The organism is Variovorax sp. 10N420 (assembly GCF_056394705.1).
The window spans coordinates 303,277-315,318 of record NZ_JBFTIJ010000004.1 but is presented as its reverse complement, the minus strand read 5'-3'; the positions used below and the strand labels follow the sequence as shown (position 1 = coordinate 315,318).

The 12,042-nt window shown below is 63.7% G+C and carries 14 protein-coding genes; 5 read left to right on the top strand and 9 right to left on the bottom strand.

All coding sequences use genetic code 11. The features are described 5' to 3' along the window. Positions 1–17 precede the first annotated feature (17 nt). Positions 18–1,718: an OFA family MFS transporter gene (locus tag AC1DEK_RS12655; RefSeq protein ID WP_478125574.1), complete on the bottom strand. Its 1,701-nt coding sequence runs from the start codon at positions 1,716–1,718 to the stop codon at positions 18–20. Positions 1,719–1,846: 128 nt separating this feature from the next. Beyond that, the gene (apbC, locus tag AC1DEK_RS12650) at positions 1,847–2,938 is read right to left on the bottom strand and encodes an iron-sulfur cluster carrier protein ApbC (RefSeq protein ID WP_478125573.1); all 1,092 of its coding nucleotides are present in this window, start codon (positions 2,936–2,938) and stop codon (positions 1,847–1,849) included. A gap of 112 nt (positions 2,939–3,050) precedes the next feature. Between apbC and AC1DEK_RS12645 the strand changes: the two genes are divergently transcribed. Next, entirely contained in the window at positions 3,051–4,277 is a 1,227-nt protein-coding gene (locus AC1DEK_RS12645) for a patatin-like phospholipase family protein (RefSeq protein ID WP_478125572.1), read from the top strand. 46 nt (positions 4,278–4,323) lie between these two features. Here AC1DEK_RS12645 and AC1DEK_RS12640 read toward each other — a convergent pair whose 3' ends face one another. After that, positions 4,324–4,797 (bottom strand): GNAT family N-acetyltransferase, encoded by a 474-nt coding sequence (locus tag AC1DEK_RS12640; protein ID WP_478125571.1) that lies wholly within the window; start codon positions 4,795–4,797, stop codon positions 4,324–4,326. A gap of 95 nt (positions 4,798–4,892) precedes the next feature. On the opposite strand from AC1DEK_RS12640, the gene metG reads away from it, so the two are divergent. After that, complete coding sequence (gene metG, locus AC1DEK_RS12635; protein WP_478125570.1) at positions 4,893–6,974, top strand: methionine--tRNA ligase; 2,082 nt, start codon at positions 4,893–4,895, stop codon at positions 6,972–6,974. A gap of 74 nt (positions 6,975–7,048) precedes the next feature. Next, positions 7,049–7,237 (top strand): hypothetical protein, encoded by a 189-nt coding sequence (locus AC1DEK_RS12630; protein ID WP_478125841.1) that lies wholly within the window; start codon positions 7,049–7,051, stop codon positions 7,235–7,237. Positions 7,238–7,258: 21 nt separating this feature from the next. Here the strand turns inward: AC1DEK_RS12630 and AC1DEK_RS12625 are convergent, their stop codons facing one another. Then, the gene (locus AC1DEK_RS12625) at positions 7,259–7,759 is read right to left on the bottom strand and encodes an outer membrane protein assembly factor BamE (RefSeq protein ID WP_478125569.1); all 501 of its coding nucleotides are present in this window, start codon (positions 7,757–7,759) and stop codon (positions 7,259–7,261) included. Between the two features lie 53 nt (positions 7,760–7,812). Further along, positions 7,813–8,481 (bottom strand): hypothetical protein, encoded by a 669-nt coding sequence (locus AC1DEK_RS12620; protein ID WP_478125568.1) that lies wholly within the window; start codon positions 8,479–8,481, stop codon positions 7,813–7,815. Between the two features lie 133 nt (positions 8,482–8,614). Here AC1DEK_RS12620 and AC1DEK_RS12615 point away from each other — a divergent pair, with 133 nt between their 5' ends. Together AC1DEK_RS12615 and AC1DEK_RS12610 are read left to right on the top strand one after the other, a co-directional pair. Beyond that, a complete protein-coding gene (locus tag AC1DEK_RS12615; protein WP_478125567.1) occupies positions 8,615–8,821 on the top strand; it encodes a DUF3460 family protein in 207 nt (68 codons plus the stop codon). Positions 8,822–8,947: 126 nt separating this feature from the next. Continuing rightward, a complete protein-coding gene (locus AC1DEK_RS12610; protein ID WP_478125840.1) occupies positions 8,948–9,745 on the top strand; it encodes a segregation and condensation protein A in 798 nt (265 codons plus the stop codon). A gap of 12 nt (positions 9,746–9,757) precedes the next feature. Here the strand turns inward: AC1DEK_RS12610 and AC1DEK_RS12605 are convergent, their stop codons facing one another. The 4 genes from AC1DEK_RS12605 to AC1DEK_RS12590 form a co-directional block, all read right to left on the bottom strand. After that, positions 9,758–10,759 carry an NAD(P)H-dependent glycerol-3-phosphate dehydrogenase gene (locus tag AC1DEK_RS12605; RefSeq protein WP_478125566.1) on the bottom strand — a complete coding sequence of 334 codons (1,002 nt, stop codon included), beginning with the start codon at positions 10,757–10,759 and terminating at the stop codon, positions 9,758–9,760. Between the two features lie 24 nt (positions 10,760–10,783). Continuing rightward, complete coding sequence (gene secB / locus AC1DEK_RS12600; protein ID WP_478125565.1) at positions 10,784–11,248, bottom strand: protein-export chaperone SecB; 465 nt, start codon at positions 11,246–11,248, stop codon at positions 10,784–10,786. 99 nt (positions 11,249–11,347) lie between these two features. Continuing rightward, a complete protein-coding gene (grxC, locus tag AC1DEK_RS12595) occupies positions 11,348–11,608 on the bottom strand; it encodes a glutaredoxin 3 (protein ID WP_478125564.1) in 261 nt (86 codons plus the stop codon). A 20-nt stretch (positions 11,609–11,628) separates the two neighbouring features. Beyond that, entirely contained in the window at positions 11,629–12,036 is a 408-nt protein-coding gene (locus AC1DEK_RS12590) for a rhodanese-like domain-containing protein (protein ID WP_478125563.1), read from the bottom strand. Between the last annotated feature and the right edge of the window lie 6 nt (positions 12,037–12,042).

Below are 12,042 nucleotides of genomic sequence, written 5' to 3'. Positions count from 1 at the left end.
GCGCCGCTCCGCCAGCGTCAGGCGAAGAACTTCGCCGCGGCCAGCAGCGTGCGGTACACGCCCCAGGCCAGCGGAATACCCACCGCCAGCCAGGCCAGCCACACCACCATCGGGGTGACGGCGTCGTTGCTGCGCCCATTGGCTGCAGATCCCACCTCGGCGGCAAGCGCCTTTTCATGCGCGAGCTTCTTTTCGTGCGCGAGTTCTTCTTCGCTCATGAAGTACTTGTCGGCCACCGGCCGCACCAGCAGATTGCAGATCAGCCCGATCACGAGCATCCCCACGAGGATGTACATGGTCTGGTTGTAGACCTGCTCGCGCGGGATGCCGAGCCCCAACTGGTATTCGCGCATGTAGTTCACGACCACCGGGCCCAGGATGCCGGCCGTGGCCCAGGCAGTCAGCAGGCGACCGTGGATGGCACCGACCATCTGCGTGCCGAAAAGATCGGCGAGGTAAGCGGGCACCGTCGAGAAGCCGCCGCCGTACATCGAGACGATGATGCAGCAGGCGCCGACGAACAACAGCATGCTGCCATGGTTGGCAGAGGACGGAATGCTCCAGTAGAGCACCCCACCGAGCACGAAGAACACGGTGTAGGTCAGCTTGCGGCCGAGCTTGTCCGAAAGACTCGCCCAGAAGAAGCGCCCGCCAATATTGAAGAGCGACAGCAGCGCCGCAAATCCGCCTGCGACCGCGGCGATCGCCGCGAGTTGAGTCTTGTCAAGTTCGCCGAATCTTTTGGCGACGCCGATCAGGTGGCCGCCGAACACTTCCTGCAGCATCGGGCTGGCCATGCCGATCACGCCGATGCCCGCGCTCACGTTCATCGTCAGCACCATCCACACGAGCCAGAACTGCGGGATACCCCACACCTTCTTCACGTGGACGTGGCGCTGCGTGATCATCGCGTTCTCGGCACGCGCCACCGGCGGGGTCCAGCCTTTGGGCTTCCAGCCGGTCGGCGGCACTCGGTAGCCGAATGCGCCGCCCATCATGAAGACGAAATACACGATCGCCATGACGACGAAGGCCTGCATCACGCCGACGTCGGTCGGGCTGGAGAAATTCTTCATCAGGTCCACAGCCAGCGGCGAACCGATCATCGCGCCACCGCCGAAGCCCATGATCGCCATGCCGGTCGCCATGCCGCGGCGGTCAGGGAACCACTTGATGAGCGTGCTCACCGGCGAGATGTAGCCGAGCCCAAGGCCGATACCGCCGATCACGCCCGAGCCGATGATCATCAGCCAGAACTGGTGCAGGTAGATGCCAAGGGCGGACAGGAGCATGCCGCCGCACCAGCAAACTGCCGACACGACTCCAGCCTTGCGCGGACCCGCGCGTTCGAGCCAGCCGCCCCACAGCGCTGCCGAGCAGCCCAGGAAGACGAAGAAGAGCGTGTACATCCAGCCCAGGGTGGCAATGCGCCAGTCACAGCCGGTGGCGAACAGCTCGGCGAAGAAGCTCATGTCCTTGGGACAGGACTGGGCGCCCGTGCCCGCAGCCGACAGCGCCTTCGACAGCGGCAGCCAGAACACCGAAAAGCCATAGGCCATGCCGATGCAGAGGTGGATGGCCAATGCCGCGGGCGGGACGAGCCAGCGGTTGAAGCCGGCCCCCGCGATGATTCGTTCCTTGTCGAGAATTCCCGGCCGCGCGCCGGGATTGCCAGTGATTGCGTCTCCGTCGAAGACGCCCGCGTTGGAAGCTGCCATTTAACTCTTCTCCTGTTATGTGGGAGCGCCCGCAAGGGAGCTGCCGGAGTTTGAGCTATTGTTACAAGACGTCAAATAGGTGTTGTCCTACATGTCAAAAAAACAACTTCCGCCTCCGCAGCGCCGAGTCAGGTGTCCTTGCTGACCGTGATCGTCGGGAACTTGGCCGAGAAATCCTTTGCCTTTTCGGCGATGCCTACCGCCACCCGACGGGCGACGGCCTTGTAGATACCGGCCACTTCGCCGTCCGGGTCGGCCACGACGGTCGGCTTGCCGCTGTCGGCCTGCAGGCGGATGTTGATGTCCAGTGGCAGCGCGCCCAGGTAGTCCATCTTGTACTCCTCCGCCATCTTCCGGCCGCCCTCGGCGCCGAAGATGTGCTCCACGTGTCCGCAGTTGGAACACACGTGCACGGCCATGTTTTCGACGATGCCGAGGATCGGCACGCCGACCTTCTCGAACATCTTGATCCCCTTCTTCGCGTCGAGCAGCGCGATGTCCTGCGGCGTGGTGACGATGACCGCACCCGTCATCGGCACCCGCTGCGAAAGCGTGAGCTGGATGTCGCCAGTACCGGGCGGCATGTCGACGATGAGGTAGTCGAGGTCCTTCCAGTTCGTCTGCCGAAGCAGTTGCTCCAGTGCCTGCGTGGCCATCGGCCCCCGCCAGATCATGGCTTGGTCCTGATCGACGAGAAAGCCGATCGACATGACCTGCACGCCATGGTTTTCGAGCGGCTCCATGGTCTTGCCGTCCGCGCTGTCAGGCCGGCGATCGATGCCGAGCATCATGGGTTGACTCGGTCCGTAGATGTCGGCATCGAGCAGACCGACCTTCGCACCTTCGGCCGCCAGCGCGAGCGCCAGATTGGCCGCCGTGGTGCTCTTGCCGACGCCGCCCTTGCCTGACGCCACCGCGACGATGTTCTTCACATTGGGCATCAGCTGCACACCGCGCTGCACTGCGTGACTGACGACGTTGGTGGTGATGTTGACGGACACGTTCTCCACGCCCGGGACCGTCTTCGCAGCCGCGATGAAGGATTTGCGCAAGTCCGGTATCTGACTCTTTGCCGGATAACCCAGTTCGATGTCGAAGGCGACGTCTCCGCCGTTGAGCTGAAGGTTCTTCAAGCCCTTGCCGCTGACGAAATCCTTGCCCGTATTGGGATCGAGGACGGACCTGAGCGCGTTCGTGACCGCCTCTTGTGTAACTGCCATGGATAACTCCTGAATGGCAGCTAGTCTAGTGCGCCGCTGACCAGGCATTCCGGCGGCAAATCGCTTGACCCTACGCCCGAAGGCAAAGGCCGGGTACGCTCGGGCGCGTCACATGCCATCTGTCCGGACCGCATCTCCCTCCCGTTCTCCGCCCGTCACCGGCCTCGTGCTGACCGGCGGCGGCGCTCGCGCCGCCTACCAGGTCGGCGTGCTTCAGGCCTTGGTGAAGCTTCGACGCAACGCCGCTGTACCGGGGAGGGCGAACCCCTTTCCGATCATCACCGGCACGTCCGCAGGCGCGATCAACGCGGCCGCACTGGCCTCGGGCGCCGATGACTTCGACGCCACGGTGCACAAGATCGCACACGTGTGGGCCAGGCTCAAGCCGGCACAGATCTACCGGACGGACGCCCTTACGGGCTTGCGCAGCGATGCACCTTGGGCGCGATTGCTTTCGGCAGGCTGGCTGATCGCACGCTGGCGACGCAGCGGCCTGCGCTCGCTGCTCGACAACGCGCCGCTGCGCGAGCTCCTGGAGCAACTCGTCTCGCTCGACAGACTGCCTGAGCTGATGTCGCAGGGAAATCTTGACGCGCTGGCGGTCACGGCGTCCAGCTACAGCTCGGGCGAGCACGTGACCTTCTACCAGGCGGGCCCGCACCAGTTGCCCTGGGTCCGGTCCAAGCGGCAAGCGGTACCGGCGCAGATCACGCACGAACATCTGCTGGCCTCGTCGGCAATCCCGTTCCTGTTTCCGGCAACGGCCTTGCAAGCCGGACGGCACGTCGAGTATTTCGGCGATGGCTCCATGCGGCAGTCCGCACCGCTGGCCGCAGCCATTCATCTGGGCGCACGGCGCATCCTCGCCGTCGGCGCCGGCCGGATGCAGGAACCCGACCACGTGCTGGCGCCCAATGCGCTGACCGGTTATCCGTCACTGGCACAAATCGCCGGCCACGCGCTTTCGAGCATCTTTCTCGACTCGCTCACCGCGGACGTGGAGCGCCTTCGACGCATCAATGCGACCCTTGCGCTGATCCCGCCCGAAGCGCGTCGCGGCACGGCACTCCAGCCGGTCGAACTGCTTCTGATCGCGCCGTCGCAGCGCGTCGACCTCATGGCTGCGAAGCATGCCCATGCACTGCCCGCCTCGGTGCGCAGCCTGCTCGGCCAACCCGCGGTGCCGGCCGCGACTACGGATCTCAAGGGCTCGGCACTTGCCAGCTACCTGCTCTTCGAATCGGCTTTTACGCGGGAACTGATGGCGCTCGGGCGCAAGGACACGCTCGAGCAGCGTGACGCCGTGCGGGCTTTCATGGGATGGGGCCGCGCCGCGTAGTGCATGAAGCAGCACCGTTTGCTCGATCGTTTGCCCGATCGTTTGCTCAAGGCGCTGGCTCAGGACCAAGCCGCTTGACCATGCGCACCGCGTCCTCCACATCCTCGTAATAGCCGGGGCTGGATCCGTACTCCGTGAATCCGTGCTGACGATAGAACGATTTCGCGGCGGCGTTGCCGGCCCTGGCTTCGAGGCGGATCGTGCGGATGCCCGCAATGGCCGCGGTCGCTTCGAGCCAGCTCAGCAATGCGGTGCCCAAGCCGGCGCGGCGCTGCGAACCTTCGACGGCGAAGAGCACGATGTGCGCATCGTCGTCGCCATATTGCATGATCGCGAAGCCGAGCAGGACCCCGCCACGCCGGGCCACCACCACGTTGGTCGCCGGATCGCGAATGGCGCGCAGCACGCGCCGGTGTGTCCAGCGCCACGAAAGGCCGCGTTCGATCGCGTCGCGCGACAACGCGGCGATGTCCGAAGCGTCGGACGCGTGGGCGAGGGTGATTTCGTAGGCGGCAATCACTGGAACTGCTTCTGGCCGGGTTTTGCGGGGAAGACTATAGCCCCGCCACCTAAAATGCCCGGTCCTCTCTCCCTCGTCCCGAAAGCGCCCCCGCGATGTCTCAGCGCAAACTCTTCGTCACCACCGCCCTGCCGTATGCCAATGGCAAGTTCCACGTCGGCCACATCATGGAATACATCCAGGCCGACATCTGGGTGCGCTTCCAGCGCATGCAGGGGCACATGGTGCACTTCGTGGGTGCCGACGATGCGCACGGCGCGCCCATCATGATCGCGGCCGAGAAAGCCGGCAAGACGCCTCAGGAGTTCGTCGGCGAGATTGCCGCCGGGCGCAAGGAATACCTCGACGGCTTCCACATCCGCTTCGACAACTGGCACTCCACCGACAGCACCGAGAACACCGAACTCGCGCAAGGCATCTACAGGAAGTTGAAGGCGGGCGGCATGATCGCCACCCGCACCATCGAGCAGTTCTACGATCCGGTCAAGGGCATGTTCCTGCCCGACCGCTACATCAAGGGCGAATGCCCCGTCTGCCATGCCAAGGACCAGTACGGCGACGCCTGCGAGGTTTGCAGCAGCGTCTATTCACCGACAGAGCTGATCAACCCGTACTCGACCCTGACTGGCGCGACGCCCGAGCTGCGCAGCTCCGAGCACTTCTTCTTCAAGCTTTCAGACCCGAAAGTCGTCGACTTCCTCGAGACCTGGACACAGGACGGCAAGCTGCAGCCTGAAATGGCGCGCAAGGCCGGTGAATGGTTCGAGGCCGGTATGGCCGACTGGGACATCTCGCGCGAAGCACCCTACTTCGGCATCGAGATTCCCGACGCGCCGGGCAAGTACTTCTACGTGTGGCTCGATGCGCCGGTCGGCTATCTCGCCAGTCTCAAGAACCACTTCGACAAAGGCCAGTCCGCCAACCACTGGCATGAACCCTCGCGCACCCTGCTGAGCTTCGACGACTTCGTGGCCGATCCAGCGGTGGAACAGGTGCATTTCATCGGCAAGGACATCGTGTACTTTCATACTTTGTTCTGGCCCGCGATGCTGCAGTTCAGCGGCCGCAAGACGCCGAGCCAAGTCAACGTGCATGGCTTCATCACCGTGTCCGGAGAGAAGATGAGCAAGAGCCGCGGCACAGGCATCGATCCGCTCAAGTACCTCTCGATCGGCATGAACCCCGAATGGCTTCGCTACTACATCGCGGCCAAGCTCAACGCCAAAGTGGAAGACGTCGACTTCAACCCCGACGATTTCATGGCTCGCGTCAACGCAGATCTGATCGGCAAGTACATCAACATCGCGAGCCGGGCAGCCGGCTTCATCACCAAGCGATTCGGTGGCAAGCTGGGTGCGATTTCGGCGGACGGTGCGGCGCTTCTGTCGGCACTGCAGTCGGCTTCCACGCAGATGCAGGCGCTTTACGACGGTCGCGACTACGCGCGAGCCCTGCGCGAAATCATGCTGCTGGCCGACAAGGTCAACGAATACGTCGATCAGAACAAGCCATGGGAGCTCGCCAAGAAAGAAGGCATGGATGCCCGCCTGCACGACGTGTGCACTACATGCATCGAGGCGTTCCGCTTGCTCACGATCTATCTGAAGCCGGTGCTGCCGACGCTCGCGGCGCAGGTCGAGGCTTTCCTGGGCACGGCGCCGTTGTTGTCCGCCGACGCGGCCACGTTGCTGGGTTCGGGACACGCCATCAATGACTACAAGCACCTCATGCAACGGGTGGACACAAAGCAGCTCGACCAGCTCTTCGAGCCGCCGGAGCCCGTCGCCGAAGCCGCTTCCGAAGCCACCGAGCTGCCGGGCGGTGAAGGCATTGCACCGACCATCACCATCGATGACTTTGCCAATATAGATCTACGGATCGCGAAGATCGTGGCCTGCCAGAAGGTCGAGGGATCGACCAAGCTGTTGCACCTGACGCTCGACGCCGGCGAAGGCAAGACGCGCAATGTCTTCTCGGGCATTGCGTCGGCCTACGAGCCGGAGCAACTCGTCGGCAAGCTCACCGTGCTGGTCGCGAATCTCGCACCGCGCAAGATGAAGTTCGGCATTTCCGAAGGCATGGTGCTGGCGGCCAGCCACGCGAACGAGAAAGCGTCTCCCGGCATTTATGTGCTCGAACCGTGGCCGGGAGCAACACCAGGAATGCGAGTCAGATGATGCAAACCTCCATGCAAGCAGCCCCGCGAGGCCGGCTCCGCGACGCCTCTCGAATTTCGCTACTGGCCGCTGCGATGGCCTGCGCGCTCGTGCTCCAAGGCTGCGCGGTCGCGGGTGCCGCAGTCAGCGTCACCAGCACCGCCGTGAGCGTGGGCGCCGGCGCAGTGGGACTCGCGGCCGATGCGGCGATCGGGACGGCCCACATCGCGGGCAAAGCCGTCGGCGCCGCAGCCGATGCGGTGTTGCCCGACGACTCCAAGTAAAGGAACAAGGGCTCTGCGAGCCTAGTTCGCCTCGGTCGTGCGGTCGGGCGATGAGCCCGCGCTCACCACTCGCTGGTCGTCATTGAGCGTGGCAGTGAACACCATGGGCGAATTCGGGGGTTGAACCCAGCGCCATTCCCATTCGGTCTGATTCTTGAGCGGAAAGGGCGTGCGCCTGGCAGGCTTGCCCAGCAACTTGCGAAGATCTTCCATCGGCATGCCGGGCCGCACCTTGGAGAAGTTTTCCGGCGTGAGCACCTGGCGCAAGGCGCTCATCTTGCCGTCAGGGCCAATGGTGATCATGTAATTCTTCTGTCCCTGCGGCTGGCGGTTGTATTCGAACACTCTCCCCTGGGGCGTGTCCCAGATGTTCTCGGGCTGGCCGAAACGAGCGCGCACGTCGGCTTCGGTGGACACGCCCTCCTCCAGCTCGCTGATGCGCTTCGAATCACAGCCGATCAGCCACAGCGCGGCACCCAGCAGCAGCACGGCCAATGCGGGGCGGATGACTTGTTGCTCCATACCCTCCTCGGGACTTCAGATCGAAGCGGCCAGTCTATCCGCCGGCCCCGTGCTCAGTTCGCCGCGAAGCAATAAAGCAGACCGCCCCCGCCGGTCTTCTGCAGCGCCTCGAGGCTGCAGCCCTGAGTGGGATGCGACGAGTTCCAGGACTTCATTGGAGGGCTCTCGTTGAGGCCCATGCGGTCGTGGTGGCCGACGATGGCCGAGCCGTCACCGCTCTTGGTCCAGTTGCCGCATGTCGTGTCTTTGGCATCGTTGATGGCGCGACCGTCGGGCGACGAGCCAGTCAGCATGTCGTGCAGGTTCACGGCGTCGCCGCGGCCGCTGATCATCTGGCCCTTTTCTGTCAGAGCCGTCTGCTTGCTGATTTTGTTCACGCTGTGCAACTCGTCGAGGTTGTTGGCAACTGTCTCTCCCTTCGCGTTGACCCACGGGCCGTTGCCGATGCGGTCGCGCGCATTCACGGCGGGACTGCCGGGCGTTGCGATCGTGCTCAGATAAGCCCGCCACGTGCGGCCCCCTGCACCGACGCCAGCGGCGAGGCTCTGGCAGTAGCGGTCGGCGCCCGCAAGTCCGCCAAAATCACCACCCTTGCCTGGGTTCACGCTGGTGACGAAGAAACTCATCTTGCTTTGCGGCGTTGGGGGACTGCTCGTGCTGCATGCCACCAGCAGTGCGGCGGCGGCAGTCGTGGCGAGAATCATCGAGTAACGGCGCTTCATCGGCAGTCTCCTTGGGTGGATGGAGCCGCCACGCTAGCTCACGCGGCTTGCACGTTCAATGCGGAATCCACCCGGTTTCCAAAGCCTGTCCGGCCCCAGCCAGTAAAATCCCCGCCCAAAGGTCCTTATTGCCATGTCCATCTTCGCCCGCCCCCACTACACGTCCGAAATCACCAACTTCATCGACCAGATGAAGGAAAAGAAGCCGACGCTGGAGGCCGAACAGCGCGCCGGCCGCGCCCTTCTCTGGGACAAGCACCTCGACCGCAGCCTGCTCGAGCAATACAGCGAGGCCAACGTTCCGCAACAGCCCTACGTCTATCAGACGCAAGTCAAGTAAGTGACCATTCGGGCCATTCCGGGCTCCGGCGCCCGCCGGCAAGGTGATGGCTCCGAAGCGGACAGCACCGTCGGCTCAGGGCAGGACGAAATCATTGCCGACGACGGTGCCGCCACCGTGGCATCGATGCCGGAGGTGGTCGACCAGGTAGCGCTCGCCCGCCTTTACGGCGAGCCGTTGTTCGCCCTCCCGAACGATCTCTACATCCCGCCCGAGGCGCTGCAGGTCTTCCTGGAAGCCTTCGAGGGCCCGCTCGATCTGCTGCTCTATCTCATTCGCAAGCAGAACTTCAACATTCTCGACATCCCCATGGCGGGGCTGACGCGTCAGTACCTCAGCTACGTCGACGAAATCCGCCAGACCAATCTCGAACTCGCTGCCGAATACCTGCTCATGGCGGCGATGCTGATCGAGATCAAGTCGCGCATGCTGCTGCCGCCAAAAAAGAGCGCCGACGGCGAAGAAGCCGAGGATCCGCGCGCCGAGTTGGTTCGCCGTCTGCTCGAATACGAACAGACCAAGCTCCAGGCGGCCTCGCTCAGCGCCATGCCCCAAGCCGGGCGCGACTTCTGGAAGGCGCAGGTCTACATCGAGCAATCGCTCAAACCACGATTTCCCGACGTGAACGTCGTCGACCTCCGCGAAGCCTGGGCCGACATCCTCAAGCGCGCAAAGCTGGTGCAGCACCACAAGATTTCGCGCGAAGAACTGAGCGTTCGCGAGCACATGAGTATCGTGCTGCGCCATCTGCAAGGGCGCAGGTTCGTCGAATTCGAAACCTTGTTCGACGTCACGCGTGGTACTTCGGTGCTGGTCGTGACCTTCATCGCGATGCTCGAGTTGGCCAAGGAAACGCTCATCGAGATCACCCAGGCCGAAGCCTTTGCGCCTATTTACGTGCGGCTCGCCTACTCTCCGACCTGATCGCTCGTGAGCTCAGGCGGATTCGACGCCCGGCTCGCGACCCATGAGTTCAGCAACCGCTTCGGCCGGCCGGACGAGCCCGTCGAGCACCGCGACGACGCTGTCTGAAATGGGCATCTCCAAGCCCAGATGCCGCGCACGCTGCACGACCGTGCGAGCGCAATAGACGCCCTCGGCCACATGCCCAAGCGAATCGACGGCCTCTTCCAATGACCGCCCCTGTGCAAGCAACAGGCCGACCTTGCGATTGCGCGAGAGGTCGCCGGTCGCCGTGAGGACAAGATCGCCAAGACCTGAGAGACCCATGAATGTATCGAGCCGCGCGCCCAGCGCGATGCCGAAGCGCGTCATTTCCGCAAGTCCCCGCGTGATGAGCGCGGCGCGCGCGTTCAGGCCAAGGGCGAGACCATCAGCAAGGCCGGTCGCGATGGCCAGCACGTTCTTGACGGCGCCTCCGACTTCGACGCCGACGATGTCGTCATTCGCGTAGACACGCAATGAAGGGCCGTGAAAAGCATCGACCAGCGCATCGCGCAGTTGCGCATGCGTGCTGGCGGCGACCAGGGCGGTGGGCCTGCCTTCCGCCACTTCCATTGCAAAGCTCGGGCCGCTCAGGACGCCCGCAACCAGTCCAGGCGCGACTCTGGCCTGTATTTCGTGGGCGAGAAGGCCTTCCTCGCCGGAATCCGCCACGGCGGGTTCGACGCCTTTGGACAGCCATGCGACCGGAGAGGCGAGTGCGCGCAACATGTGAAGCTGCTCGCGCAACGCAGCCATGGGGGTAGCGACGATGACAAGGTCCGATCCCTTGACCGCTGCGAGCGGATCCCCCGCATGGATCGCGAGGGATGGAGAAAGCGCAATGCCCGGCAGGTATCGCGCGTTTTCACGCGTTGCCACCATGGACTGCACCTGCGCGTCATCACGGGCCCAGAGAGTGACCGCATGCCGACCGGATGCATTGACCGCCAGCGCCGTACCCCAGGCACCGGCTCCGAGCACGCAGATTTTCATCGGCGGCGACGGGCGCTGCCCGGATTACTGCGCGAGAGTGGGCGCGCCCTGGGCGGCTGCCTGGGCTTGCTGCTGTTCGAACATCGCCTGGAAGTTGACTTCGGCGAGGTGCACGGGCGGGAAGCCGCCGCGCTGGATGATGTCTGCGACGTTGCCGCGCAGATAAGGGTAGACGATTTGCGGGCAGGCAATGCCGAGGATCGGGCCCATCTGGTCTTCAGGCAGATTGCGGATCTCGAAGATGCCGGCCTGCTTGGCCTCGACCAGGAACACCGTCTTCTCGCCGATCTTGGTCTGCACGGTTGCCGACACGACGATCTCGAAAATGCCGTCAGCCACGGGCTGCGCGTCGATCCCGAGCTGGATGTCGACGGTGGGTTGCTGCTGTTCGAGCAGGATGGCCGGCGAGTTGGGTTGTTCGAGCGACACGTCTTTCAGGTAGACGCGCTGGATCTGAAAAACGGGGTCTTGGGCTTGCTGGTCGGCCATGGCTGAACTTTCTAGGGTCAAAACAACGCCCGCCTCGGGAATCTCCCGGAGCGGGCTTCTGGATGTAGCCGGGGATTATCGCCCGCGCGCGATGCGAATTCAGGCGCCCTGAAGCAGGGGGATCAGACCGCCGCGGCCATCGAGCGCGATGAGATCATCGCACCCGCCGACGTGGGTGTCGCCGATGAAAATCTGCGGCACGGTGCGGCGCTGCGTGATGTCCAGCATCGTGGCGCGCGCTTGTGGATCGCTGTCGATGCGGATCTCTTCGATCTGCTCCACGCCCTTGGATTTGAGGATTTGCTTCGCTCGGATGCAGTAGGGGCATACGGCGGTGGTGTACATCTTTACGGCTTGCATCGGAAATATCTCTGGAGTAATCAGGCCTTTTCAAGCGGCAGATTAGCGTCTTTCCAGGACTTGAGTCCGCCCGCCACCGCTTGGGCCTGCTCATAACCCAGCTTCTTGGCGGTTGCCACTGCGCGCTGAGCGCGGGCGCCCGTCGCGCACACGAGCAACAACGGCAATGATTTGTTCTTGACCGCCGACTGAAGCTTTTGCTCCAGCTGGCCCAGAGGCACGTTCTTTGCGCCAGTGACATGGCCAGCCGCGAACTCCTCCGGCTCGCGAACGTCGACCACCACTGCACGCTCGCGGTTGATAAGCTGGACTGCGCCCTGTGCCGTCAGCGAGCCGGCATTGGCGCCGCGCACCATCGGCCAGGCGAGCATGCCGCCCGAGCTGAGCGCAATCAGGATCAACATCCAGTTGTCGACGATGAATTTCACGATGTT

Coding starts and splice junctions, on each gene's coding strand:
- metG (WP_478125570.1), top strand. CDS start 4,893: ATGTCTCAGCGCAAACTCTTCGTCACCACCGCCCTGCCGTATGCCAAT.
- AC1DEK_RS12655 (WP_478125574.1), bottom strand. CDS start 1,718: ATGGCAGCTTCCAACGCGGGCGTCTTCGACGGAGACGCAATCACTGGC.
- secB (WP_478125565.1), bottom strand. CDS start 11,248: ATGGCCGACCAGCAAGCCCAAGACCCCGTTTTTCAGATCCAGCGCGTC.
- AC1DEK_RS12610 (WP_478125840.1), top strand. CDS start 8,948: ATGCCGGAGGTGGTCGACCAGGTAGCGCTCGCCCGCCTTTACGGCGAG.
- apbC (WP_478125573.1), bottom strand. CDS start 2,938: ATGGCAGTTACACAAGAGGCGGTCACGAACGCGCTCAGGTCCGTCCTC.
- AC1DEK_RS12625 (WP_478125569.1), bottom strand. CDS start 7,759: ATGGAGCAACAAGTCATCCGCCCCGCATTGGCCGTGCTGCTGCTGGGT.
- AC1DEK_RS12645 (WP_478125572.1), top strand. CDS start 3,051: ATGCCATCTGTCCGGACCGCATCTCCCTCCCGTTCTCCGCCCGTCACC.
- grxC (WP_478125564.1), bottom strand. CDS start 11,608: ATGCAAGCCGTAAAGATGTACACCACCGCCGTATGCCCCTACTGCATC.
- AC1DEK_RS12615 (WP_478125567.1), top strand. CDS start 8,615: ATGTCCATCTTCGCCCGCCCCCACTACACGTCCGAAATCACCAACTTC.
- AC1DEK_RS12605 (WP_478125566.1), bottom strand. CDS start 10,759: ATGAAAATCTGCGTGCTCGGAGCCGGTGCCTGGGGTACGGCGCTGGCG.
- AC1DEK_RS12630 (WP_478125841.1), top strand. CDS start 7,049: ATGGCCTGCGCGCTCGTGCTCCAAGGCTGCGCGGTCGCGGGTGCCGCA.
- AC1DEK_RS12620 (WP_478125568.1), bottom strand. CDS start 8,481: ATGAAGCGCCGTTACTCGATGATTCTCGCCACGACTGCCGCCGCCGCA.